Origin of the sequence: Paenibacillus ginsengarvi, from assembly GCF_003626695.1 — a bacterium.
In the GTDB taxonomy this organism is placed as follows: Bacteria; Bacillota; Bacilli; order Paenibacillales; family NBRC-103111; genus Paenibacillus_AB; species Paenibacillus_AB ginsengarvi.
This window is the reverse complement of the sequence record NZ_RBAH01000016.1, coordinates 94,128-118,704: the sequence shown is the minus strand read 5'-3', so window position 1 is coordinate 118,704 and position 24,577 is coordinate 94,128. Positions and strand designations below refer to the sequence as shown.

20 protein-coding genes are annotated in these 24,577 nt (G+C 56.4%); 13 read left to right on the top strand and 7 right to left on the bottom strand.

Features of this window, described 5'->3' with window-relative positions; genetic code table 11:
• Nucleotides 1–45 precede the first annotated feature (45 nt).
• The 9 genes from D7M11_RS21135 to D7M11_RS21095 all read left to right on the top strand — a co-directional run bounded on the left by D7M11_RS21135 (nt 46) and on the right by D7M11_RS21095 (nt 12,908).
• Nucleotides 46–2,016, top strand: a complete 1,971-nt coding sequence (locus tag D7M11_RS21135) for a methyl-accepting chemotaxis protein (protein WP_193556248.1) — start codon at nt 46–48, stop codon at nt 2,014–2,016.
• A gap of 150 nt (nt 2,017–2,166) precedes the next feature.
• Nucleotides 2,167–3,159, top strand: coding sequence for an aldo/keto reductase (locus D7M11_RS21130; protein WP_120749244.1), 993 nt, complete (start codon nt 2,167–2,169; stop codon nt 3,157–3,159).
• A gap of 19 nt (nt 3,160–3,178) precedes the next feature.
• Nucleotides 3,179–3,562, top strand: coding sequence for a cupin domain-containing protein (locus D7M11_RS21125; protein WP_120749243.1), 384 nt, complete (start codon nt 3,179–3,181; stop codon nt 3,560–3,562).
• A gap of 186 nt (nt 3,563–3,748) precedes the next feature.
• Complete coding sequence (locus D7M11_RS21120) at nt 3,749–4,711, top strand: Gfo/Idh/MocA family protein (protein ID WP_120749242.1); 963 nt, start codon at nt 3,749–3,751, stop codon at nt 4,709–4,711.
• Nucleotides 4,712–4,753: 42 nt separating this feature from the next.
• Complete coding sequence (locus tag D7M11_RS21115; protein ID WP_120749241.1) at nt 4,754–6,889, top strand: TIM-barrel domain-containing protein; 2,136 nt, start codon at nt 4,754–4,756, stop codon at nt 6,887–6,889.
• Between the two features lie 71 nt (nt 6,890–6,960).
• Nucleotides 6,961–7,980 carry a response regulator transcription factor gene (locus tag D7M11_RS21110; RefSeq protein ID WP_120749240.1) on the top strand — a complete coding sequence of 340 codons (1,020 nt, stop codon included), beginning with the start codon at nt 6,961–6,963 and terminating at the stop codon, nt 7,978–7,980.
• Nucleotides 7,977–9,821 carry a cache domain-containing sensor histidine kinase gene (locus D7M11_RS21105; RefSeq protein WP_120749239.1) on the top strand — a complete coding sequence of 615 codons (1,845 nt, stop codon included), beginning with the start codon at nt 7,977–7,979 and terminating at the stop codon, nt 9,819–9,821. The genes D7M11_RS21110 and D7M11_RS21105 overlap by 4 nt, the downstream gene beginning before the upstream one ends.
• Nucleotides 9,822–10,086: 265 nt before the next feature.
• Complete coding sequence (locus D7M11_RS21100; protein ID WP_120749238.1) at nt 10,087–11,802, top strand: ABC transporter ATP-binding protein; 1,716 nt, start codon at nt 10,087–10,089, stop codon at nt 11,800–11,802.
• A 53-nt stretch (nt 11,803–11,855) separates the two neighbouring features.
• Nucleotides 11,856–12,908 carry an NAD(P)/FAD-dependent oxidoreductase gene (locus tag D7M11_RS21095; protein WP_120749237.1) on the top strand — a complete coding sequence of 351 codons (1,053 nt, stop codon included), beginning with the start codon at nt 11,856–11,858 and terminating at the stop codon, nt 12,906–12,908.
• An 84-nt stretch (nt 12,909–12,992) separates the two neighbouring features.
• Here D7M11_RS21095 and D7M11_RS21090 read toward each other — a convergent pair whose 3' ends face one another.
• From D7M11_RS21090 to D7M11_RS21075, 4 genes are all read right to left on the bottom strand, one after another.
• On the bottom strand, nt 12,993–13,730 hold the full coding sequence (locus D7M11_RS21090; protein ID WP_120749236.1) for an SGNH/GDSL hydrolase family protein: 738 nt from the start codon (nt 13,728–13,730) through the stop codon (nt 12,993–12,995).
• A gap of 106 nt (nt 13,731–13,836) precedes the next feature.
• A complete protein-coding gene (locus tag D7M11_RS21085; RefSeq protein ID WP_120749235.1) occupies nt 13,837–15,174 on the bottom strand; it encodes an ABC transporter substrate-binding protein in 1,338 nt (445 codons plus the stop codon).
• Between the two features lie 21 nt (nt 15,175–15,195).
• A complete protein-coding gene (locus D7M11_RS21080) occupies nt 15,196–16,881 on the bottom strand; it encodes a hypothetical protein (protein ID WP_120749234.1) in 1,686 nt (561 codons plus the stop codon).
• 259 nt (nt 16,882–17,140) lie between these two features.
• On the bottom strand, nt 17,141–18,037 hold the full coding sequence (locus D7M11_RS21075) for a helix-turn-helix domain-containing protein (RefSeq protein ID WP_120749233.1): 897 nt from the start codon (nt 18,035–18,037) through the stop codon (nt 17,141–17,143).
• Between the two features lie 168 nt (nt 18,038–18,205).
• On the opposite strand from D7M11_RS21075, the gene D7M11_RS21070 reads away from it, so the two are divergent.
• Entirely contained in the window at nt 18,206–19,222 is a 1,017-nt protein-coding gene (locus D7M11_RS21070; protein WP_193556247.1) for a zinc-dependent alcohol dehydrogenase, read from the top strand.
• A 4-nt stretch (nt 19,223–19,226) separates the two neighbouring features.
• Entirely contained in the window at nt 19,227–20,207 is a 981-nt protein-coding gene (locus D7M11_RS21065) for a zinc-dependent alcohol dehydrogenase (protein WP_120749231.1), read from the top strand.
• Between the two features lie 364 nt (nt 20,208–20,571).
• Here the strand turns inward: D7M11_RS21065 and D7M11_RS21060 are convergent, their stop codons facing one another.
• Nucleotides 20,572–21,495, bottom strand: coding sequence for an AraC family transcriptional regulator (locus D7M11_RS21060; RefSeq protein WP_120749230.1), 924 nt, complete (start codon nt 21,493–21,495; stop codon nt 20,572–20,574).
• Between the two features lie 348 nt (nt 21,496–21,843).
• On the opposite strand from D7M11_RS21060, the gene D7M11_RS21050 reads away from it, so the two are divergent.
• Entirely contained in the window at nt 21,844–23,439 is a 1,596-nt protein-coding gene (locus D7M11_RS21050) for an FAD-dependent oxidoreductase (protein ID WP_120749228.1), read from the top strand.
• A gap of 24 nt (nt 23,440–23,463) precedes the next feature.
• Nucleotides 23,464–23,784: a hypothetical protein gene (locus D7M11_RS21045; protein ID WP_120749227.1), complete on the top strand. Its 321-nt coding sequence runs from the start codon at nt 23,464–23,466 to the stop codon at nt 23,782–23,784.
• A gap of 145 nt (nt 23,785–23,929) precedes the next feature.
• Here D7M11_RS21045 and D7M11_RS21040 read toward each other — a convergent pair whose 3' ends face one another.
• Together D7M11_RS21040 and D7M11_RS21035 are read right to left on the bottom strand one after the other, a co-directional pair.
• A complete protein-coding gene (locus D7M11_RS21040; RefSeq protein WP_120749226.1) occupies nt 23,930–24,196 on the bottom strand; it encodes a hypothetical protein in 267 nt (88 codons plus the stop codon).
• A gap of 52 nt (nt 24,197–24,248) precedes the next feature.
• A complete protein-coding gene (locus D7M11_RS21035) occupies nt 24,249–24,521 on the bottom strand; it encodes a hypothetical protein (protein WP_120749225.1) in 273 nt (90 codons plus the stop codon).
• Between the last annotated feature and the right edge of the window lie 56 nt (nt 24,522–24,577).

Genomic DNA, 24,577 nt, shown 5'->3' with positions numbered 1-24,577 from the left:
GAATTTATGTCTACTGGCAACACCACATTCCGAGGTCTGCGAAAAATGTCGATCCGAAAAAAATACGGCATCGGCATACTGCTCCTCACCCTTGTTCCACTACTCGCTTCAACGTTGTTCTTCATCAGTTACTTCACCAAGGTGACGCGTGCCGACAACGATAAGGTGGTCAGCGAAATTTTGGAAATGAACAAGTCGCGGCTGGATGAGTGGATGCAGAGCAAAATCAGCGTCATGCAATCGTTCATCAAACAAAACGGTTTTCGTGCCGCGGAGCCGGCGAAAATCATTCCGCTGCTCAAAGTACTCGATCAAAGCGACGAGCAGATCACTACGTTTAACTTGATCGATGCGAACGGCGACGGCGTCGATACGGCCAATGTGGCTATAAACATCGCCGACCGCGACCATTTCAAACAGACGAAGGAAACGAAGCAGCCGGTTATCGCCGATATGCTCATCAGCAAAAAAACGAACAAATACGTGCTGCCGATCGACGTGCCGATTCTAAACGATTCGGGCGCGTTCGCGGGACTCGTGAGCGCTTCGCTTTCGCCCGATATATTGACCAGCCTGACGACGAGCATCAAAGTGGCCGATACCGGCTACGGTTATATCGTATCGGGCGCGGGCGACTATTACACGCACCCCGACCAGGCCCGCATCGGCAAGTCATACGCCGAATATGAAACGACGGACAGCGCCAAGAAGGCGTTCCAGACGATTGTGGGGTCAGACAGTGGCAGCGTCACATACATAAACGACGACAAGCGAGAAGTCATTACTACTTATATAACCATTCCGAATACGAGCTGGAAACTGATCGTAACCGTTCCGACGAGCGAAGTGTACGCGAGCGTAACGGAGGTCCAGCGGCTGGCCGGTCTGTTTGTACTGCTTATCATGATTGTAGTAGCCGTTATTTCTGTTCTCGTCACCCGCTCCATCAGCAGACCGGTGGAGACGGTATCCGGCTTTATGCAGCAGGTGGCTGCCGGCGACCTCAGCAGCCGGCTTCCGGTACGCTCCGGCGATGAGATCGGCCGGCTGTGCATGAGCATTAACGCGATGGTCGAATCGACCGCGGAAATCGTGCGGGGCATGAACGCCACCATCGAACAAGTAGCCGCGGCATCGGAGGAACTGCGTCAATCTGCAGAGCAGTCCTCTCAGGCCGCCGAGCAGATCGCCGCCGCCATCGAAGAGGTGGCTACGGGGTCGGAGAGCCAGTTGCAGGGTGCCGAGCAATCGGCGCGGGCGATGGAGGAGACGTCGTCCGGCGTCAAGCGTATCGCCGAGTCTTCGGGTATCGTGGCCGACCAGACATCGAGCGTGACGGCCGAGGTGGAGAGCGGCTATATCGATATTCAGCAAGCGATCGAGCAAATGAATGTCATTGCCGGGGTCGCAAGCGAATCGTCCGCCGTTATGGAAGAACTGTACAGCTATTCGGACCAGATCGGCGACATTGTCGACGTCATTTCGAATCTGGCGAATCAGACGTCGCTGTTGTCGCTTAACGCTTCGATCGAAGCGGCGCGAGCGGGCGAGCAGGGGCGGGGCTTTGCGGTTGTGGCCAGCGAGGTGAAGAAGTTGGCCGAGCAAACGTCGCAATCCGTCACCGGCATAGCCGAGCTGATCCAGCGCATTCAGCGCTCGGCGGGTGAAGCGGTCGGCTCGATGCGCAGCAACGTCGCGGAGATCGGCCAAGGCATCGATAAAATGCGGCAGGTCGGACAATCGTTTACGGCGATCCGCTCCTCGGTCCGCGACGTGTCCGCACAAATTCAGGAGGTGTCCGCCACAACCGAGGAAATATCGGCGGGGAGCGAGCAGATCACGGCGTCGATCGTGGAGATGGTGGGCATCTCGAAGCAAGCGGCGGAGCATTCACAGTCGGTTGCGGCGTCGGCCGAGGAGCAGTCGGCGATTATGGAGGGCATCGCGGCATCGGCGAAATCGCTGGACAAGCTGATGAACGAGCTGAAGGAACTGATACGGGTTTTCAAACTGTAGTAGCCGCCGAACCGCGCAGCGCTTTTGTCTGCGCGGTTCGCGCGCGTTCGGACACAAAAAAAGACAGCATACGCTGAAGTTTTGCCATCCCGCCGGACCCGGAACTTCGTTATAATGAAACGGGTACATACGGAAAAGGTGGGATGGATAGTGGCATATACGGCTTCGGAAGACCGGTATTCGGACATGCTCTACAATCGCTGCGGCAAAAGCGGCTTAAAGCTGCCGGCGCTCTCGCTGGGGCTATGGCATAACTTTGGCGGCTCGGACAGCTTCGAGAACGGGCGGGAGCTCGTGCGCAAAGCGTTCGACGCGGGCATCACGCATTTCGATCTGGCTAACAATTACGGGCCGCCGCCGGGATCGGCGGAGGAGACGTTCGGGCGAATTCTGAAACACGATCTGGCCGCCTATCGGGACGAGCTGATCGTTGCGACGAAGGCGGGTTACCGGATGTGGCCGGGACCGTACGGCGAGCGAGGCTCGCGCAAAAGCATGCTGTCCAGTCTGGACCAGAGCCTGAAGCGGCTCGGAATGGAGTATGTCGATATTTATTATTCCCACCGCTACGATGCTGAGACGCCGCTTGAGGAAACGATGCAGGCGCTCGATCAGGCGGTCCGGCAAGGAAAAGCGTTATATGTCGGAATCTCGAATTACGGTGCGGAGCAGACGAAGAAAGCGGTCGATATACTTCGCAGCCTAAGAACGCCTTGCCTCATTCATCAAATGCATTACTCGATGTACGAGCGGTCGCCCGAAGGGGCGCTCCAGCAAACGCTCGCCGAAGCGGGAGTCGGCTCGATCGCTTATAGTCCGCTGGCAAGAGGGCTGCTGACCGATCGGTACTTGAAGTCAATTCCCGCCGACTCGCGCGCCGCGGGCAACAGCGTTTTCCTGAATGCGTCGGACATCACGGAGGAGAAGCTGGGCAAGTCCCGGCGCTTGAACGAGCTGGCGGAAGAGCGTGGGCAAACGCTTGCTCAGATGGCGATCGCTTGGGTGCTCCGGCAAGGACGAGTCACATCCGCCTTGGTTGGCGTCAGCCGGGCGGAGCAGCTCGCGGACGTGATCGGATCGCTAAAGCGGATGGATTTCGGCGCGGAAGAGCTTGAGCGGATCGAGCGGATTTTGAGCGAATAAGCGGGAGAGGGGCGGACCTATGATCAAATTGCGGATCAGCGATTTGGCCGATCGCGAAAACGGCCATTTTCTCGGAGATTTGCTGCCGGGCGCTTATTTGAGCTCGGGCGGTCTCGCGTTCGCGAAGCCTGGCGACAGGAGCCATACGAACGACGGTCCGGACGGGCGTGATTACCATGTGCACAAGGACCGGGAGGCGTTCGTCATTTTGCAGGGGCGCGGGACGATGGAAGTGAACGGAGCGTTTCATCCCGTTTCGGTCGGTGACGTTTACATTATCGAGCCGGGCGAAGATCATCATTTGATCTCAAGCGAAGACGATCCGGTTGTGACGCTGTGGTGTCATGCCGGGAAGCAGCGGCACAAAGACCAGCAGTTGCAGGGAGAAAGCCCGCAGCAATGAATGCTGGCAGCGGCGCAGCGGCAAAGCGGTACGTTAGTAACGACTTTCCTTAACCAAGGAAAGTCGTTTTATGTTAAAATCGTAAAAAAACACAACTTACCGTAAGCGCTTCTCTATCGAACCTCGTTGCGATCGCCGATAATGAGGGTTGCACGGCGAACGATCGAATCTGGGGGTGTGTGTGAGATGAAAGCGATACTGGTCGGCCTTGGCGCCGCCGGCTTCGGCTGGTACAAGCGGCTGCGCGACAGAGGGCTGCTGGCGGCCGTAGTGGAGTCCGATGCAAGCAGGGTGTCGATGCTGGAAGGGGCGGCATACCCGTTTTATACGTCGCTTGAGGAGGCGCTGGAGCGCGAAAAAGCCGATTTCCTTGTTAATGTGACGCCGCCGATGGCGCATACGGCCATCAACCATATGGCATTCGACCGGGGACTGCCCGTTTTGTGCGAGAAGCCGATATCGTTCGATTACGGCGAATCCGTGCAAATTGTGAGGCGGGCGGTACGCGAGAGCATTCCTTTCATGATTGCGGAAAACTACCGCCGCTTCCGTCATATCCGCAAAGTAAAGCAGCTTTTGGACAGCGGCGCGATCGGCGCCATTTCGTTTATCGATATCCGCTTTTGCCGCTTCCATCACGTTCAGCGGAATTATACCGTGCAAGTGCTGGACGATATCGGCGTTCACCATGCCGATCTGCTGCGGTATTTGACCGGCGCGGAAGCGAAGGCGGTGCAGGCGAAGCTGTACAACCCGCCCGGGGGCTGGGCGGAGGAGGGCGCCGTCTTGAATGCGCACGCCATCATCGAGATGGAGGGCGGCGTTGTGGCCGGCTACTCCGCCTCGATCGCGGCCCGAGGCGCGCAAACGACCTGGAGCGGCGATTGGCGCATCGAGGGAACGGAAGGCGCGATTGAGCTTGCAGGCGATGAGATCCATCTCACCAGAGAAGGCCGGACGGAGATCGTAGCCGATTTCTCGGGAGTGGATGCTGCGGACTCGTTAAGCGAGTTTGTGGCCGCCCTGCGGGAGGGGCGCGAAGCGGAGACGAGCGGGCGGGACTATTTGAACACGCAGGCGCTAGTTCACTTTATCACGTTATCCGCGCGGACCGGGGCAAGGACGTCGGTGGAATTACCTGTAATATAGCTTTAGCGATACATGCCGATAATAGACGAGGAGGCTGCGCCTATGAGCAAGCAGCAATGGATGCCGGTAGCGCCCGGCGTATGGCGATTGACGGTAGGCAGCCCGCAAGGGCTTACGCCGCTATCCTGGATCGGGGCTTCCCCGCGGACGGAGGCACTGGAGCGGCTGCCGCAAAACCCGCCTCCGTTTGACTTTAGCGAGATCGGACTGGACGAGAATGGGAGCCGGGGCTTCGTACTCAGCTTTCCGCTTGACGCGGAGGAGAAGCTGTACGGGACGGGACTCCAGTTTATGCGGATGAATCAGCGGGGGCGGACGCGTTATTTGCGCGTTAACAGCGATCCGAAGCAGGATACGGGTGAAAGTCACGCCCCCGTGCCGTTTTATGCGAGCGACCGTGGTTACGGCGTATTGGTGGACAGCGCGGCTATCGTGACGATGCATCTGGGCTCGACGATGAAGCGCGGCGATGCGAGGGACGGCCAGGTGCGCGATCGCAACGAACGGAAAGGATGGAAGGCGACGCTCGTTTCGCCGCGTGCGGAAATCGTGCTGCCGGCGGACGGAGCGGACGTTTATGTATTCGCCGGACCGACGCTGGGCGAAGCCGTTTGCCGGTATAATCTGTTCTGCGGCGGCGGGGCTCTGCCGCCGAAGTGGGGGCTTGGCTTCTGGCATCGCGTTCCGACGCTGTACAGCGACTCGGAAGCGCTGGAGGAGGCGCTGGAATTCCGGAAGCGCGATTACCCGTGCGATGTGGTCGGATTGGAACCGGGCTGGCACAGCAAAAGCTACCCGGTCACCTACGAATGGGACAAGACGCGCTTCCCCGATCCCGCGAGGTTTGTTCGCGAGATGGACGAGCATGGCTTCCGCATCAATCTGTGGGAGCACCCGTACGTATCGCCGGACAGCGAGCTGTATGCCGAACTCGAGCCGTTATCCGGCAGCCATACGGTTTGGGGCGGCCTGGCGCCGGATTATACAGTTCCGGAAGCGGCCGCGCTGTACAAGGAGCAGCACGACAAACGCCACGTCGAGATCGGTGTGAGCGGCTACAAGCTGGACGAATGCGACGGCAGCGAGCTGACGAACAATGCCTGGATGTTTCCGGCGCATGCCGCGTTCCCGTCCGGCCACGATGGCGAGCGGATGCGGCAGCTGTACGGGCTGCTGTTTCAGAAAATGACGGACGATTTGTTCCGCAGCCATAACCGGCGTACTTACGGGCTGATTCGCGCTTCGAACGCGGCCGCCTCCCCGATGCCGTATGTACTGTATTCGGATTTGTACGATCACCGGCAGTTTATCCGGGCGCTGGGCAACGCTTCCTTCAGCGGGCTGCTGTGGACGCCGGAAGTGCGCAAAGCAAAAAGTGCGGAGGATTGGGTCAGACGGATGCAGTCGGTTTGTTTCTCCCCGCTGGCGATGCTCAATGCTTGGGGAGACGGGACGAAGCCGTGGTCGTACTCGGAAGTGGAGCCGATCATCCGGCACTATATCAAGCTGAGGATGCGGCTGCTGCCCTATTTGTACACCGCATTCGCAAGATACAAGGAGGAAGGCGTTCCGCCGTTTCGGGCGATGCCGCTCGTTATGTCGCGCGAGGAGATAGCCCGGGCCGAGGCCGGGGGGACGGTTGCTGGCGAGGGGGATATCCTGAATACGACCGATGCGGCGTACGGGAAACGGACGAGCCGGGAATGGGACGACCAGTATATGGTCGGAGACGAGCTGCTCGTGGCGCCTCTGTTCGAAGGGGAGTCAGAGCGCAATGTATTGCTGCCTCCCGGTATCTGGTACGGCTTCGAGACGGGGGATCGCTACGAGGGCGGCCGTATCGTCCGCGTGTCGGCGGATCTGGCGCATATTCCGGTGTTCGTCCGGGACGGGGCGATCATCCCGACGATTCCGGCCGCGCCCCGTGCGCCGAGGAAGGGCGAGACGACACCGCTTCAGTTCGTCCATTTCGGCACGGCGGACGGCGTAGGCAGGCTGTATGACGACGACGGGGAAACGCTGGATTGCGAACGCGGGGCCAAAGGCTGGTGGACGGCCGCAGTAAGCCGGACGCCGAACGGCGGTTACGACGCCAGGCTGTCCGGACCGGACGATGCCGCGTTCGCATACGGCCCGGTTAGCTGGAAGCTGGCGCAAACGTCGCTTCCGGCCGAATGACGGAGGCTTGCTCTGCGGTTTGCAAAGCAGGGCGAGCTTTTGCGGAAAGAAGATTTTCAGGAGGAAAAAACATGCACGTACTTGTCGTAGACGACGAACCTGTCATCCGGAACGGTCTGGTCAAAATGACGGAGCAGTACACGCCCCCCTTCGCGCGAATCTCGATGGCCGAGAACGGAATCGCCGCGCTGGAACGCATCCGCGCGGAGGAGCCGGATATCGTGCTCACCGACATTCGCATGCCGAAGATGGACGGACTGGAGCTATGCCGCATCGTTCAGCACGAATATCCGCACATCAAGCTCGTTGTCATATCCGGCTACAACGATTTCGAGTATGCGCAGGCGTGCATGGCCTTCGGCGTGAAAATTTATTTGCTTAAGCCGGTTACGAAGTCCGATGTGCACAGCGTCTTCGACCGGCTTGTGCGGGAGCCCTCGCGGGGGTATATGCCGCCCTCCCGTTATGTCGAATGGATAGACGGACTGGAGCAGCACATCTGGAATCTGCGCAAGGAGCAGCTCGTCGAGCTGGCCAAACGCTGGAGGGAATACTGCTTATCGGCAGGGATGTCGCTCGCCGAGCTGAAGGGGCTTCTCGACGACTGTCATTCGCTGCTTGCGAAGCGGTTTCAGGAACGCAAGTATGCGCCGGCCCCGAACCGGGACTACATGGAGGCGGCGAGCGTCAAGGAGGCGCTGGACGCCTTCGAAACGGGACTGCTGCGCATGACGGACGAGCTGCAGCATATTCGCTCCGGCCATTTTCGCGATCCGCTTGCTGAGGCGAAGGCGTATATCGACAGCAGGCTGTCGCAGGACATCTCGCTGGAGCAGGTTGCGGCGATGGTCGGGCTGACGCCGACGTACTTCAGCGCTTTGTTCAAGAAGATGACGAACGAAACGTTCGTGAAGTACCGCATCCACAAGCGGATGGAACGGGCGAAAGAGCTGCTGGCGGTGCCGCACATCCGGATCGTTGACGTCGCCGCCGAGGTTGGCTACGACGATTATCCGCATTTTACGAAAACGTTCAAAAAAATCGTCGGCATTTCGCCATCCGATTACAGATCGGGGCTCGGAATCAAATGAGAATCAAGAGCTTGTACCAGAAGCTCATCCTCTATTTTTTGATCGTCATCATCTTGCCGGTAGGCAGTGTCGGCCTTATTTCGTACATGACGTCCTCGAAGGAGCTGGACGTACAGGCGCAAAATCAAATGGCGCAAATTGTCGGCAATGCGGCTCATCATACCGAGCTGTACCTGAGAGATTACGAGCGGACGATCATGTCGCTGCTCACGCTGCCGCAGGTGATGGAGTTTATCGATTTGCCTGCGGACCGCGACGATTACGATTTCTTTTATTACCGGAAGATCATCCGGGAAATCGGCGCCAATCCGCTGTTTATCCAAAATCCCAGGCTGGCCGCCATCTACCTGATGAGCGCCAAGGGCAATACCGTCTATTATTTGAACGAATCCGGCGAGGAGTTGTTCGGCGAGGAGAACATTCGCCGGCAGCGGGATTACTTTCTGGGGAACACAAGTCCGGACGCGCAGCTGAATATTTTGGACCGCAGCATCCTGGACGGCCAGCAGCACCAGATGCTGACGCTCGTCCGCCGCATTCGCGGTTTCTCCTCGTCTGAGCTGAACAACTTTGCGGCGGTCGAAATCCGCCCCGCCGATTTGTCGGCGCTGTGGAACGGGGTGGACCTCGGCGAGTACGGCAGCCTGTTCATTATCGACGCGAAAGGCCGTTACGTGTACCATCCCGACCAAGCGAAGGTGGGCGAACCCGCTCCGTCTTCATTTCTAAGCAGGCTCGAGGGCGCAGGCGAGCAGGCGTTCGTCGGCGGCGACGAATCGGGGGAGGAGATCATGTACATGGCCCGCGTTGCGGAGTTTTCCGGCTGGCGGCTCGTCGTCTCGATGCCGCTGGAGGAGCTGCGCAGACCGGTTGCGAACATCCGTACGACGACGCTGATTGTCGGAGCGCTTTCGCTGCTGCTGGCGGTGCTGCTCGCCTACCGGTTCGGCCGGTCGATCACGCGGCCGATTCAATTGCTCAAATCCGGCATGCGCGAGACGGAGAAGGGCAATTGGGCGCCGATCCCGCTGCCCCGCCACCGCGACGAGATCGTCGAGCTGATGCTGCGGTACAACAAAATGGTCAAACGGCTCTCCGAGGCGGTCGATCATGTCGTACAGGTCGAGTTGAACAATCAGGAAATCCGGATGGAGCGGCAGAAGGCGGAGTACCAGTCGCTGCAATTGCAGATCAATCCGCATTTTCTGTACAATACGCTCGAGACGATCGTCTGCTACGCGGCCGTGCAGGAATCGGATGAAATTTCGGAAATCGTCAAGGCGCTCGCCTACATGCTCCGTTACTCCGTACAGACGAATGTCGAGGAAATTACCGTCGCCAATGAGCTGAAGCATGTGATGCATTATTTGATCGTCATGCAGCACCGGATCGGACGCGAGTTCGAGATCGACGTCGACGTGAAGCCGGAATTTCTGCTCCATGCGATGGTGCGCCTCTCGCTCCAGCCGCTTGTAGAGAATGCGTTCCAGCACGCCTTTCCGGACGGCGTGGAGGATTACCACTTTATCCGCATCGACTGCGAGGAAGAGGGCGGCGTCTTCCGCGTGATCGTGGAAGACAACGGCTGCGGCATCGAGCCTGGGCGGCTGCGCGAGCTTCGGGAGAAGCTGGGGGCGAACCGGCTTGCCGACGGCGGTTTGGACGCGGGCGGCAGCAGAAGCGGCATCGGTATTATGAACGTACACAGACGCGTCCAGATGGTGTTTGGGGATCAGTACGGCTTGCGGATCGATAGCGAGGAGCAGCGGGGGACGAAGATGACGCTGGTCATGCCGGCTCCGGGGCACTCCGGGGGAGACGCCGCAGAAGAAGGAAGCTAACACACCGCGATCCGGCGGGCGCAATCTAATCATAAGGCAGTTGCTATGGCGAAAGAAGCCGCGGCGACTGCCTTTTTGCCATACGCGTAAGCGTCTGCGAAATAGCGGTGCATGTTCCCGAATTGCACATTTGTCCATGAATCAGGTTGAAAAAGTCCATTGTTTTCGTGACGAAAAACCGTTAAGATAGAATTTAATTGAGAATAAGTATCAATCTCAATTAGAAACCGGCGTTGAAACGTGCTGCACAATGGAGGAGGGAACCATGCTTCGTCGTTTTTTTGCTTATTACCGGCCCTATAAGGGGCTGTTTATCTTGGACTTCTCCTGCGCCATATTGGCCGCTTTGCTGGAGCTTGCTTTTCCCCTTGCGGTCAACCGCGTTGTGGACGACTTGCTGCCGAGCGGCAACTGGCAATGGATTTTGTACGCCTGCCTCGGTCTGTTAGGCATCTATGTCGTCAGCGCATTCCTGAATTACGTCGTCACCTACTGGGGACACAAGCTCGGCATCAACATCGAGACGGATATGCGCAAGAAGCTGTTCGACCGCGTGCAGAAGCTGTCGTTCCGTTTTTTCGACAACAACAAGACCGGCCATCTCGTATCGCGGATGACGAACGACTTGATGGACATCGGGGAGATCGCCCACCACGGGCCGGAAGATTTGTTTATCGCGATTATGATGCTTGCCGGTGCGTTCTGCATTATGCTCGGCATCAACTGGCAGCTGGCGGTGCTGACGTTTATTATCGTGCCGGTGATGATTTACTTGTCCCTGTATTTCAGCCGCAAAATGTCGGCCGCGTTCAAGCGGATGTTCTCCGACATCGCCGATTATAACGCGCGGGTCGAAAATACGGTAAGCGGCATCCGCGTCGTTCAGGCGTTTGCGAACGAGAAGCACGAAATGAAACGTTTCGCCGTCAACAACGGCCGGTTCCGTCTTACGAAGCTGATGGCGTACCGGATTATGGCGTGGAACTCGTCGATCAGCTTTATTCTAATGAAGCTCGTGTCCTTGTTCGTGCTCGTGTGCGGAACGTGGTTCGTCATCCAGGGGCGCATGACGTACGGGGAGTTTATCGCCTTCGTCATGCTGTCGAATGTCTTTCTCGGCCCGATCAAGCAGACCAACTCCGTCATCGAGACGTATCCGAAAGGAATCGCCGGCTTCAAACGGTATTTGGAGCTGCTTGAAACGGAGCCGGATGTCGCCGATGCGCCGAATGCGAAGAAGGTGAGCCACTTGCGCGGCGACATTCGTTTTGCTGGTGTGGCGTTCGGTTATGACGGCAAGGAGCCGGTGCTGCGGAACGTGAACTTGTCGATTCGGGCGGGGGAAACCGTAGCGCTGGTCGGTCCTTCCGGCGCAGGCAAAACGACGCTGTGCTCGCTGCTGCCGCGCTTTTATGACACGATCGACGGCTCGATTACGATCGACGGCATCGATATTCGCCAGATGAAGCTGGAGTCGCTGCGCTCCCATATCGGCATCGTGCAGCAGGACGTATTTCTGTTCGATGGCACGATTCGCGACAACATCGCCTACGGCAAGCTGGACGCCTCGGAGGCGGACATCTGGCAGGCGGCGCGGCGAGCCCAGCTAGCGGACATGATCGAGTCGCTGCCGGACGGTCTGGACACTTTGATCGGAGAGCGCGGCGTGAAGCTGTCCGGCGGACAGAAGCAGCGGCTGTCCATCGCCCGTATGTTTCTGAAAAATCCGCCGATCCTTATCCTCGATGAGGCGACCTCGGCGCTTGATACCGAGACGGAAGCGGCGATCCAGCTCGCGCTCTCGGAGCTGTCGCAAGGGCGGACGACGCTCGTCATCGCCCATCGGCTGGCAACGATCAAACATGCCGACCGGATCGTTGTCGTAGCCGAGCAGGGGATTGCCGAACAGGGCAGACACGACGAGCTGCTCGGCAGCAAAGGCGTGTACAGCCGGCTGCACCGGGCTCAGTTCGGCGCCTAATAACGGAACGGAAGTTCGAATTATACCAATCAGATAGAGTAGGAGTGAAGAGTATGCATGAAGAGGAGCTTTTTGACGTTACGATTATTGGCGGTGGCCCTGCGGGACTGTTCTCCGCGTTTTACAGCGGCTTGCGCGAGATGAAGACGAAGATGATCGAGTTCCAGCCGTTTCTCGGCGGCAAGGTGCATGTGTATCCGGAGAAAATGATATGGGATGTCGGCGGGCTGACGCCGGTTACCGGCGCGCAGCTGATCGAGCAGCTGGTCGCGCAGGGCAGGACGTTCGATCCGACCGTCGTGCTCGGGCAGAAGGTAACGTCGCTGGCGAAGGATGAGGACGGCCGTTTCGTGCTGCACACGTCGTCCGGAGAGATGCATTATTCGCGTACGGTTATCCTTGCCGTTGGCGGCGGCATCCTGAAGCCGACGAAGCTGACGATCGACGGGGCGGAGCGGTTCGAGGTGACGAATCTGCATTACACCGTCAAGTCGCTGGCCCGTTTCAAAGGCAAAACGGTGCTCATCTCCGGCGGCGGCAACGCGGCGATCGACTGGGCCAACGAGCTCGAGCCGATCGCGGGCAAAGTGTATCTCACTTACCGGAAAGAGATGCTGAACGGGCACGAATCGCAGGTGTCCCGGCTGCTGAACAGCACGGTCTCGTGCCTGCTCAATACGACGATCGACAGGCTCGTCGCGGCAAGCGATCATGAGACGATCAAGAAGGTGGTGCTGACCCGCAGCGAAGACGGGGAGCAGCTCGAGCTGGCCGTAGACGACGTCATTATCAATCACGGGTACGAGCGGGACAAAGATTTGCTCGCGAAGAGCGAGCTGAACATAGCGATGGAGAACGAATACTTTTTGGCGGGCAGTCCGATGAGCGAAACGTCGGTGGAGGGGCTGTACGCGGCCGGAGACATTTTGCATCACGAAGGGAAGCTTCACCTGATCGCAGGCGCGTTCCAGGATGCCGCCAATGCGGTTAACAAGGCGAAAATGTACATCGCCCCCGATTCGCGGGCGCATGGCATGGTCTCGTCGCACAACGAAGTTTTTGCAAGCAAAAACAAGGAGCTTATGAAGCATCTGTACACGAAGTAAGCTGCGGCGCTTAGCCAAGGCGCACGCACAGCGAAGACAGGCGGACCGGACGACCGGCGGCCTGTCTTTTTTGCGGGGCGGCCTTTAGGCCTCGGATGCGGTTGAGGAAGTCGCGGCTGGAGCGAACAGGACGCTCTCCAGCGCTTCCGCAACCTGCACGTGAAACTCGGGATCGGGATGGTTGATGCCGTTGGACAGCCGGGTATGGATGTCGATTCCGTCCGCTTCCATCCGTTCCCACATCGCGTACACGTCGAGCAGCGGCAGACCGCTTTCGGCCGCGAATGCCCGGACGGCTTCGACGTAACGGAGCAGATGCCCGTCCTCGTACAGCTTCGTAAACGGACCGATATGGCGCTGATGGTCGGCGCAGATGCGGTCGTTATCCCGCTTCATCATCATGCTCGGCGTCATCAGCAAAATGTCGGCCTGCGTCCGTTCCTTCAGCTGCCCCACGAGGTCGCGGATCGCGCCGATGTACGCCTCGAGCCCTTTTTCGCCGCCGTGGGCGTCGTTCAAGCCGAATTTGATCGTGACCAGGTCCGGCTCGTAGGTGAACACATCGTGCTCCCATCTCGCTCTCGAGCGGGCCGCCGTATCGCCGGATACCCCCGAGTTGATGACGTTGAAAATGCTGAGCGGATACCGCTTGGCGACGCGCAGCCGAAGCAGTTGATGGTACACCCGCTCGTGCTCGACCACCCCGTCTTCCATGCAGCCTTGCGTGACGCTGTCTCCTATGGCTACGTAAATGGCCGGACGCGCGCCCGGATTGGCCGCTTTTTCCAGCAGGCGTTCGTGCAGTCTTTTAAAATCGTGCATGCGCTTGTTTTCCTCCCATTCGGTTATGCATCGTACACTTTACCATCTTAACCTACGGGAAGTCTCTTGTCGTTGCACTCTATTGACCAAACCTGCCGTTTTCGCTCTACTTATTTTTGCTCTGCTTCTCTTCGGCAACGGCTTTGTCGGCCTTCTCCGCCGTCTCGCGAAGAGCGGTATTCAAGTCGGTCTTGCCGGTCACGACATCCATAACGGCCGCGCCATATAAGTTCTCGACTTTCGACTCGTACAGGGATTTAGACGAGATGGGAGCTATTTTATTGTAGTATACCGCCTTCCAGTTCTTCCCTTTGCTCGGGCTGTCCTGCGCGAACGCTTTCTTGATCGAATCGTCTATCCGGGCGGACATGACGCCCTTCTTCGATATTTCCATCTGGTATTCCGCCGACGTAAGGTATTTGATGACTTCCATGGCCGCGTCTTTGTTTTTGGCGATCGAGGTGATGCCGATGCTGACTGAGGCGGATTGCGAACCGATGCCGGGCTGTTCCTTGAACGTCGGCAGCGAAACCAGATCCCAGTCGATTTTCTCCAAATCTTTCGGGACTGCCAACGGAAATCCGTATTGAAATGCAAACATGGCGATCTCCTGCGTATTCGTAAAGTCAAGCCGGTTGGGCATCCTCTTCAGCTCGGTGATCCGCTCGGCATACCCTTGACTTTTCGCAGGATCGAGGAACAGCGTCTGAATGAGCTTCTTCCACGATTCCCGCTCGAACGTCGATTTGCCCGTCTTCGGGTCCAGATAAGGCTCGGAGAACTGATTTGTCTTGAACATAATGGCGGGCGCGGCGTTAAAGATGCCCAAATATTGCTTGTCTCCTTCTTTGCGCGTCAATTTCTTGGCTATTTCATTCGCTTCATCCCAAGTCATCCCGTCTTTCGGATAAGGAACGCCGAACTTGTCGAAAATCCCTTTGTTGTAAAACAAAACAAGCACCTGATTTTCCGTCGGAAGCATATAAAGCTTGCCGCCACTCGAATTTCGGATCGCATCGATGACCGTAGGCTCGAACGCCGTCAAGTCGACCTGGTGTTTCTTGGCGAGATCGGTCATGTCATACTGCAAATTGTATTCGATCAGAGGCTGTAAGGCGGCATCGAGCACATTGTATAGAATATCGATTCTCTGGTTCGCAGCCATCAATTCGGGAAGCGAAGTGCCCTTGGCGTCGGGAATATATTTGATCGTGTAATTCGGAAACTTCTTTCGCAGATCGTTCCCGTATTTGCTGTCAAATTGTTCAACGTTTCCGCCGTTATTGGAATGGAATATGAGCTCGATCGGCTCCTCGGTTTTTGGTTTAACGTCGGACTTACCGTCCGCGTCTTGTCCCGTTCCAGCGCCGCCGCTCCCCCCATTGCTACAGCCGATTAAAGTCGATAGGACCAACATTGCGGCGATCATGCTCTTCTTTGACATAGGTGACCCTCCATCGTAATCTCAATACGCTTTCCAGTCCGTATTTAGTGCATTGCCCGTTCCGTTCGTAAGCCTTCTCCAGTAGGAAACCTCGGGATCGGCTCCGATATTCCAAATCAAGTCGCCCTGCTTGAACTGCTCGAAAGCCGGTAGTGACGTCAAGTGAGTCAAATTCCGGCAATTTATTTTACGGACAGTGCCTTGGAAGCCTCCTCCGTATAAGCGCTGGTTGTTGCCCCATCCCGTAAAGTCCACGTTCTCTAGCGTCCAATTCACCACATTGGCGGGAACGTCGCCAATAATCATCGCTTTGAGCCCCGTGCCCCGGTTCGAGAAGTTGCCGGTTATGTAAATGTTGTTGCATACTCCGCCGCCCGCGGGCTTGTTCAGCATGAAACGGTCGGCTCCGACGCTGTCGATATCGATGTCCAACTTCACATTTTTCGCGGTTCCCATAAAGATCCCGTCATGCTTGCAATTTCTGATAGTCGCTTTGACATGAACATCTTCAACCGCATTCGACCCGAAGCCGACTTGAATGCCCCGGTAACACCCTTCGCCGTAAGAGTCGAGAATCGTTATCCCTTTAGGCGTCAGTCCCTGCTTGTTCAAAGTAAGGAACGAAATGTTGTGAGCCGTTTTGTTGACGACGCTCAATTGACCGATACGGACATTGGAGGCGGATATGTAGACGCTTGTAATCTCGCTTGAAGGCAGAACGATGTTCGTACGGACGAGATTGACTGATCCGAGAAATACGTTTTCGACCAAGGCGTTGTTCGTACCCAACACGGAGCAGGGGTTAGTGCCGCCGCCTGTAATGTTCATACTATTCACGAAAACGTTGCGTACCGTTTCGGTCGAAGCATTAGGCTCGATGTCGAACCCTCCCGGCATATCGTAATGACCGATATTGTCGCTGTACAAATAGTCGATCCGAATGTTTTGAGCGTTAATAATCGACACGAGGTTTCTGCCGATTTGCGCATCCGCTTGTCCCGTGATCGTGCCCAGTTTCATATTTTTGGAGCCGCTCGAAATATAGAGGCCATCCCCGCAAGGGTTCAAACAATGGAAACGATCGATCGTTACGTCCTGACAGTTCAGCAGGACAAGGCAATGCTTCTGTTCCTGATTGACGGTATAGGCGACATTCTCGACACAACCGTTATTCAAGCCGTTTCCGTCGAAACGAATTTCGGGCATATAGACACCGGAGCAAGAATCCAGCTTCAATAAGGAGCCGACCGTGGGGGACTGATCCAACCGACGTATCCATCCTTCGCAGCGAATGCCGAAATTTTGTTTGCCTGTGATCGTGATCGTATCTACGCAGACGGTCATCCATCTCGGAATGAGCAGCGTCAAATGGCGGTCGGCCGCATATTGGATCGCGGAGCGCAAAGCGGTGGTTTCGTCCGTGCCGTCACCCTTCAATCCCAGCTTCGCGGCATTCACTCCACGCAGCGCAAGCTCCGCGCCGATATCCGTTAGCTCTGCCGAAACTTGCTGCGCATATTCCTGAACAACTTCATCCGCAATCCGACGCATATCCGCTTCGTTGCCATAGACGTTGTCCGTCACACCGTAACCGAATGTTACGTCTTTGCCGAGCAAAGTCCCCGTAACGGCAGAAGCACTCGCCAGACCCAAAGTTGTTAGTACGCTTCTCCTGCTCATCTTGCGATCAGGCTTCTCTTTCTCCATCGGACAATACCTCCTTTATGAATAGACAGCGCTTACAAAGCTATGGAGCTTACGCACGGCGGTTGTTTTCTTCATTGTGCTGTTTCTATACATTTGTGGTTACCCCCTCCGTTGTGTATATCATTAAGATACATGCAGCGGTTTCAAATGAATATGGCGTTTGTTCTTGGATAGATGGTTTATATTATCCGATCTAATTATGAGCAAACAGCCCCCGAACCGATGGATCGGAGGCGTGCTTCGTAACAAGAAGTCCGAATCAAGGTTTACCTGCAACATCTTCAATACGTTTCCGGTATTCGCTAGGTGTCATGCCGACCCGTTTCGTAAATGCCGTATAAAACGATTTATAATCGGCGAACCCGGTTACCATGGAAATCTCCGTAATTTTCTTGTTCGGGTTTTCCATCATTTTGCACGCTTCCTCAATCCGCAGCTTCTGGACATACTCCGTGACCGTCATTCCTACCGTTTCTTTGAACAGCTTGCAGAAGTAGTTTTTGCTGAAAAACGATTTGGACGCAAGACTCCCCAAGCTGAACGAGCTTGTGTAGTTTTCCCGCAAAAAATCTATCGCCGCGTTGATGACGTCCAGTCTTCTGTTCATTTCCCTGTTGCCGGGAAAACGGTCGAAGCAGCGCATCATAATAATAATGAGCTCGATGACATAGGCGCGGATAATCGAGATGTAGCCGGACCGCTGTTCGTTGTATTCGGTATACATTTTATCGATAAGTGCCTCGAATTCCCGTATTTCGTAGAAAGATAATGCCAGGTTCGGATGGAACGGCTTATCCAGCAGGCCGTTGAACAAATACGACAACGACAAGCTGTTGAAATCGTTGAAATCGATCAAAGATTCGTCGACAAATCCGGGTTTGAACAAAATGTTGTAAATGACGAGATGTTCGTTATCCTCGCGGTGGAAGGCGTGGGAGACGTCGTAATTGATAATGAACAAATTTCCCCGGGTGACGCGGTGCTCCACGCCATCCAGCATGTGATATCCGTTGCCGCTCGCCACATAACAAATCTCGACGAAATCATGAGAGTGATACTTGCGGTGTTCTTTTCCCGGTTCGTGAAAACGTATAATGCTGAACAGTTCCCCTGCTCTAAAATAGTTGTCGCTCCGGTATACGAGAGGCTGGTTCATCCCGGTTCCCTCCGTTCCTATTTACATCTAACGGTATAGGGCCGCAGCCGGTATGTCAATAATGTGCAAACGTTCCGGGAGAACGGTGCGAAGCCGAACGGATTCCCGGCTTCCGGACAAACGAGTATCGGAATAGATCCACTAAAGACCGTGCCGTCTCCATTCATTATGATTAGATCGAGCGGACAACAAATGAAAACGGCGGTGAACGCGATGAAGACGAACCAAATGATGAAGACGCTGCAAATTAAAAGTACCGAACAAGCTGTGATCGTCGAAATGCCGATACCGGAGCCGGGCCCCGGTCAAGTGCTTGTCAAGGTCAAAGAGGTGGCGACCTGCCCGCAATGGGATTTGCACATTTATTACGGCAAACCGATGTTTGCACACGAAAAAGAAGTGAAGTTCCCGTATTCGCCCGGCCAGCCCGGACACGAAATGACCGGCGTAGTGGAAGCGGCCGGCCCCGGGTGTACGCTCGCTCCGGGCCAGAAGGTGGCGGCTTGGCGGGATGCCGGGCATCATAACCCCGGCTGTTACGCGGAGTATGTGCTCATGAAGGAAGAGCATCTGCTCGCTTTGCCCGACGATTTGCCGTTCCGCAAGGCGATTTCGCTCGAGCTTGCGATGTGCGTTGCCGCGAGCGTGATGAGAATGAAGCAATACGAAGGCATACGCGGTCAGCGCTGCGGCGTCAACGGTCTGGGCCCTGCCGGGCTGATCGCCGTGCAGATGCTGCTGGCCGAAGGGGCAAGCGAAGTGATCGGCATCGATCCGAATCCGCAAAGAAGGATTACGGCGGAAGAACTCGGAGCGACGTTTTGCTGCGAGCCGGAGTCGGAGCGGATCGGCAAGCGGGGCTCCGCCGGTGCTTTGGATCTTGCCATCGATTGCGTAGGCTACCCGCAAGCGGTTCGAAGCATCATGGACCGCACGAACAAGGCGGTGGCGCTGTTCGCCGTGCAGCGGGACGATTACACGCTCCGCCATCAGGGCTTAAGCGTAATCGGTTATCCCGGCCATTTCCGGGAGGCGGCCGAATATTCGCTCGACCTGATCGTGAAGGGCAAGCTCGACTTCGCTCCGCTGATCAGCCGCGAATTGCCGCTCGAGCAATACGCCGAGGGCGTCGGGCTGCTGAAGAGCCAGGAAGCGATCAAAATCTGCTTTATTCCGGGGAGCTGACATCATGAAGGCCCATGCCGTCGTATTTACGGATAAGGAGAAAGTGGAGTATGCCGAGGTGAACGTTCCGGAGCCGGGCGAGAACGACGTCGTTATCGACGTGGAAACTTCCTGGATCAGCACCGGAACGGAATCGTCGTATTTCCGGGGCGAGCGGATTCGGGGCGAAACGCCGTACAAACCGGGCGATCCCTGGCCGTTTCCGATCGTGGCCGGCTACCAGAAGGTCGGTATCGTCCGGCAGGTCGGATCGAATGTTCGGGGGTTCGAGCCAGGGGAACGGGTCTTTGCGGCGCTTAGCAAAGTAACAGGCATGTTCGACGCGATGGGAGGACATATGAACCCGGCCGTTTCGCCGCAGCATCAAATATGGAAGCTGCCGGACGGCACCGCGCCGGAAGACTACTGCGGCTTGGTGCTGACGCAGGTAGGCTACAACTGCGGCATGCGCCCGGCCGTCGAGGCCGGGGACGTTGCGGTCGTCATCGGCGACGGTCTCGTCGGCCAATGGGCGGCGCAAACGCTGCTGCACCGGGGAGCGGACGTGATCGTACTCGGCCGGCACGACGGCCGGCTGGCCCGTTTGCCGGAGCGGATACGCGGCGTCAACACCCGTACGACGGAAACGGAATCCGTGCTGGAGAAAGGCCGAGTGGCGGTTGTCGTCGATTCGGTCGGAGACATGGATACGTTCGGTGCCATTCAGCCGTTCATGAAGCGGGACAGCCATTTCGTATCGGCTGGTTTTCTGGGCGAAAAGGGGCTGGTCGACATCCAGACGCTGCGCGGTCAGGAAATCACGCTGCATACGCCGTCCGGCTGGACGGGCAAGCGGATGGAGGAGACGATTCGGGCGATTGCAGACGGCTGGCTGCAAACGTCGCCGCTTATTACCCACCGCTTTCCGGCGGAGCGTGCGGCCGAAGCCTGGCGTACGATCGCGGAGCGCAAGTCGGAATGTTTGGGCGTCATTTTGCACTGGTAAGTTATTGAAGAAGCGAGCTACCCTTCCCTGCAAGGTCCTCTGCGGCTCCGGCATTACTGCCGACCGAGGACGGCGAGGAAGCGGTGGCTTCTTTGTTTAACGGGGCGTACCGCCGCTGGCCTCTGTGGCAGCGGATGCGAAAGTTCCGTTAAGCTGGCGATGCGCTGTCATTTGGAGCGATAGAGGAAGCGAAATATCCGTTATGACCGCTTTTCGCCCGCGTTGAAATGGGGGAAATGGGTCCTAACGGAAGAAGCGCTTCCGCTAAACCGGCCTTGACGATCCACAGAGCGGTATAGCGGAACTCGCTGTTCCGCTTTGGCAGCGCCGGGAGGTGCGGCTTAGATGAATAACCGACGCCCTTTCAGAGGGAACGAGCGAAATACTCGGTCCGAAAAATCTCGCAATCAACTCCAGCTTTTGCCATTCGATGGCGGAATTGGCTGGGAAGCATCCCGGTCGAAGCTTTAAATACCCGGGAAAATTGCGCGGCTGACGGAAAACCGACAGCATAGGCGATATCTGTCAGCGTCATATCGGGACAATTCCGAAGCATCCGTTCGCTTTCCGAAACGCGCTGCTGCAGCACGAATTGGTAAAAAGTCAACTTTTTTTCACGTTTAAACAGCCGGATCAAATGCTCCGGACTGACATGGAACATGCTGGCCATAGATTTGAGCGAAAGATTGTCCGGCAAATGTTTACCGATATAATCGCAGCAAAGCGACACGAGATCCGAATGGCCGTTATTCTCTGAAGCTTCCATACTCCGGCGAATATACACGGCCAAAATGCTGAGCTGGGAACTTACGACCTGCTTCCAGCCGGTATGCTTCTCCTGCAGTTCGTCCGTTAGACGGGAAGCGATTTGTTTGATTTCGGCAAACATCTCCGGCTCCAAGTGGACTTGCTGGTACACCATATCCGGCAAAGGGAGTATTTCCAGATTGGGCGCACAGCGGAGACCGGCTTCACGCATGCCGGATTCGTCGAAGCAGACCACAGTTCGTTTATATTCGCTAGAGGGATCGATATACACCTGATGGGGCACTTTGCCCGAACATACAAGCAGCTGTCCGGGATACTGCATGCGCACTTGGTCTCCGATGACATAGGCCGCTTTCCCTTCCAGCGTCAGATTGATTTCGATGCCGGGCTGCGTATGTAGAGAGTAGTTGTGTGCGCGGAGGAGGTCTTTGCGAGCATAAACCGGATAAGATTTGAAACCGTTTTCAACATTAATATTTGAAATAGGCGGCGCTTTCAGCAAGTTTTCGTTCAGTTCCATAGACAAAAATCTCCCTCTCCAACTGATCGGTTCCGCTTCTTTTCGATTTTATTATAGAGCAATTCCCAAAAAATGAGAATGGCGCATTTGAGCAAGCCTGGAGCCATCCTCCAGACGTACACCGGAAACGATCAATTTAGCGGGGATATCCGGTCAATTTTTTTGAATACGGCAAGCCGGGCCGGATTCTATAATTTTTATAAAGCCTTTGTGATTCAGCCGCAAAGGATCTTTGATAAAAAGCGGCTGTATCCGAATGTCCAACAAAGAAGGGCGGCTTGAAAAAGGGCAGCGTGCACAGATCACGCGCCGGCGGAACGTACCGCAGAAACGGAGGAGTCAAACGTAATGGAAGGGACAAAGGCGACGAATCGCGCACAACAGGAGTTTCATGCCGATATTTCGATTATCGGAGGAGGGCTCGGCGGTTGCGCGGCTGCGCTCGCGGCGGCCGAATCGGGCAAATCGGTGGTTTTGACGGAAGAAACGGCCTGGATCGGCGGCCAGTTAACGAGCCAGGCGGTTCCGCCCGACGAGCACCGATGGATCGAACAATTTGGCTGCACCCGCAGCTACAGGAACTTTCGCGAAGGAGTACGAAACTATTATCGCCGGCATTTTCCTTTGACTGCCGAAGCTTTGCGCAAGCCGAATCTGAATCCGGGAAACGGTGGGGTGAGCCGGCTTTGTCACGAGCCCCGCACCGCGCTGGCCGTGCTCCAGGAGATGCTGGCTCCTTATGTGCACAGCGGCAAGGTGACGCTGCTGATGCGCCGGGTGCCGCTTCAGGCCGAAGCGGTCGGGGATACGGTACATTCGGTTACCGTGCGAAATCTGGAGACAGGGCGCGAGGAGATTATAACCGCTTCCTTCTTCCTGGATGCAACCGAATGCGGGGACCTGCTGCCCATGACCGGGACGGAATACACGACGGGAGCGGAGTCCAAAAGCGAGACCGGCGAGCCGCATGCCGTGGACGGCGACTCGCTGCCGATGGACATGCAAGCGTTCACGTACGTGTTTGCCCTCGATTATTGCGAGGGAGCGGACCATACGATTGAACGGCCGAGAGACTACGAGTTCTGGCGATCGTATCAAGCCGATTTTTGGCCCGGGAAGCTGCTGGATTGGACGGGCGTTTTGCCCCGAACGCTACAGCCCCGCGAATTCGGCCTGTTCAGCCAAACGGCGGATTTATGGCGCTACCGGCGAATCGTCGACAGGACGAATTTTTTGGACGGAACGTTCGACAGCGACATCACCATCGTCAATTGGCAGCAAAACGACTACTGGCTCGGTCCGATTATCGACGTATCGGAGGAGGAACGAAACCGGCATCTGGAAAGCGCCAAGCAATTGAGCTTGTCTCTCCTCTATTGGATGCAGACCGAAGCGCCCCGCCCCGACGGGAAAGCCGGTTATCCCGGCTTGAGACTTCGCAGGGATGTGGTCGGTACGGAGGACGGACTTGCCATGTATCCGTATATTCGCGAATCGAGACGCATTAAGGCCGAATTCACCGTGCTGGAGCAGCATATTTGCCCGGAAGCGAGAACGGACGGACGTGCGGAGTTTTTCCCTGATTCCGTAGGAGTAGGGTTTTACCGAATCGATCTCCATCCAAGCACCGGCAACCGGCATTATATCGATATTTCCTGCTTGCCGTTTCAAATTCCGCTTGGTTCCCTTATTCCGGTGCGGATGAACAATTTGCTGCCCGCATGCAAAAATCTCGGCGTGACCCATATTACAAACGGTTGCTACCGTTTGCATCCCGTGGAATGGAATATCGGCGAAGCTGCGGGATATTTGGCAAGCTATTGCCTGGATAAACAAATCCGGCCTCGCGACGTTCGAAACCGGGAGGCGGCTCTGAAAGATTTCCAGAAACGTCTCGAACAGGCCGGCATTGAGTTGAAGTGGCCGGAAATGACGGCAATGTAGGCGGAAGCGAAATCAAGGGTTGGAATGGGTACGGCATCGCTAGCCAATGCGCAAGTGAACCTCATTATGGCCAAGGTCGGTCAAACGGTCCGGTTGACCGGGAAAGTATCCTTTGATGTCACCGGCAGCGGAGACGTGAAGGTGAAGCTCACGGGACTTCCCCGGCCAACCAATGATCGGATCTTTGCCGCATATGTCGATCACGATCTGAATCAGGGCGTTACCGGCATGTTGAGTACGGCCACGGACTTGTTGATTAGTCGAGACATGGCCGCTTACGATTCGTCGTTTCCCGTCGGAATCGGGTATGAGATTCCGATTCAGTTCGAGTATTTGACGACATAGGGACAATTGGGAGGGTTGATGGCCGAAACGAAGAGACGATACGGCTGGAGGAGGAGCGTGTCGCAGATGCTGCGTTCGCTACAAATGGGGCTGACACGCCACTCCTTCAGTACGCCGATATCAAGCGAATAGTTAAACAAGGACTTTATACCGTTTCCATATCGTGCGAAAATTTGGCAGTCCGGAGATCGGACGCCAGCTCCTTCAGAATCGCAAGCTTATCCGGCACCAGCGAAGCGATACAAATATGTGTTGCCTTTTTCAGAAATGGACGATCGTGCAAATGGCTGGTCTCGTAATACAGCCGCTCCTGCAACCGTGTCTCGAGCAGCCGCATCACTTGACGCCCATAGGAAACAGCCTCGCCGTCCATATCGGTACAAACAATTTCCGCGGATGTTTTGGCGGCCATCGACAAGGCCGATACCGGGGAAGCGCCGGCCCCGATAAAAATAACTTTGGCGTTAGGGACGGACGGCCCGGATATACCTGCATTCCTCGTCGATCGTGCCGGATAGCATAGACAGATAAAGGTTCCGATCCGTTATCCCCGCGCAGGCACGCAAGGCTCTCAGTTTCTCGGCAAGACCTGCCGCCTGGGCCGCAGTATCCCTTAAACTTGCAGCCCGGGCTGTAACTTCTTCGCTTTGCTCCCATTGTTCCCAGCTTCGCTTGTTGTCTTCGTTCACAATAAACGCGCATAAGCAGTCCAGCTTATCGGATATAAGCTCCAACATTCCGGGAGCATCCCGTCTGCCGGACTTTAACCGGAGCAATTCCTGATCAAATCGTT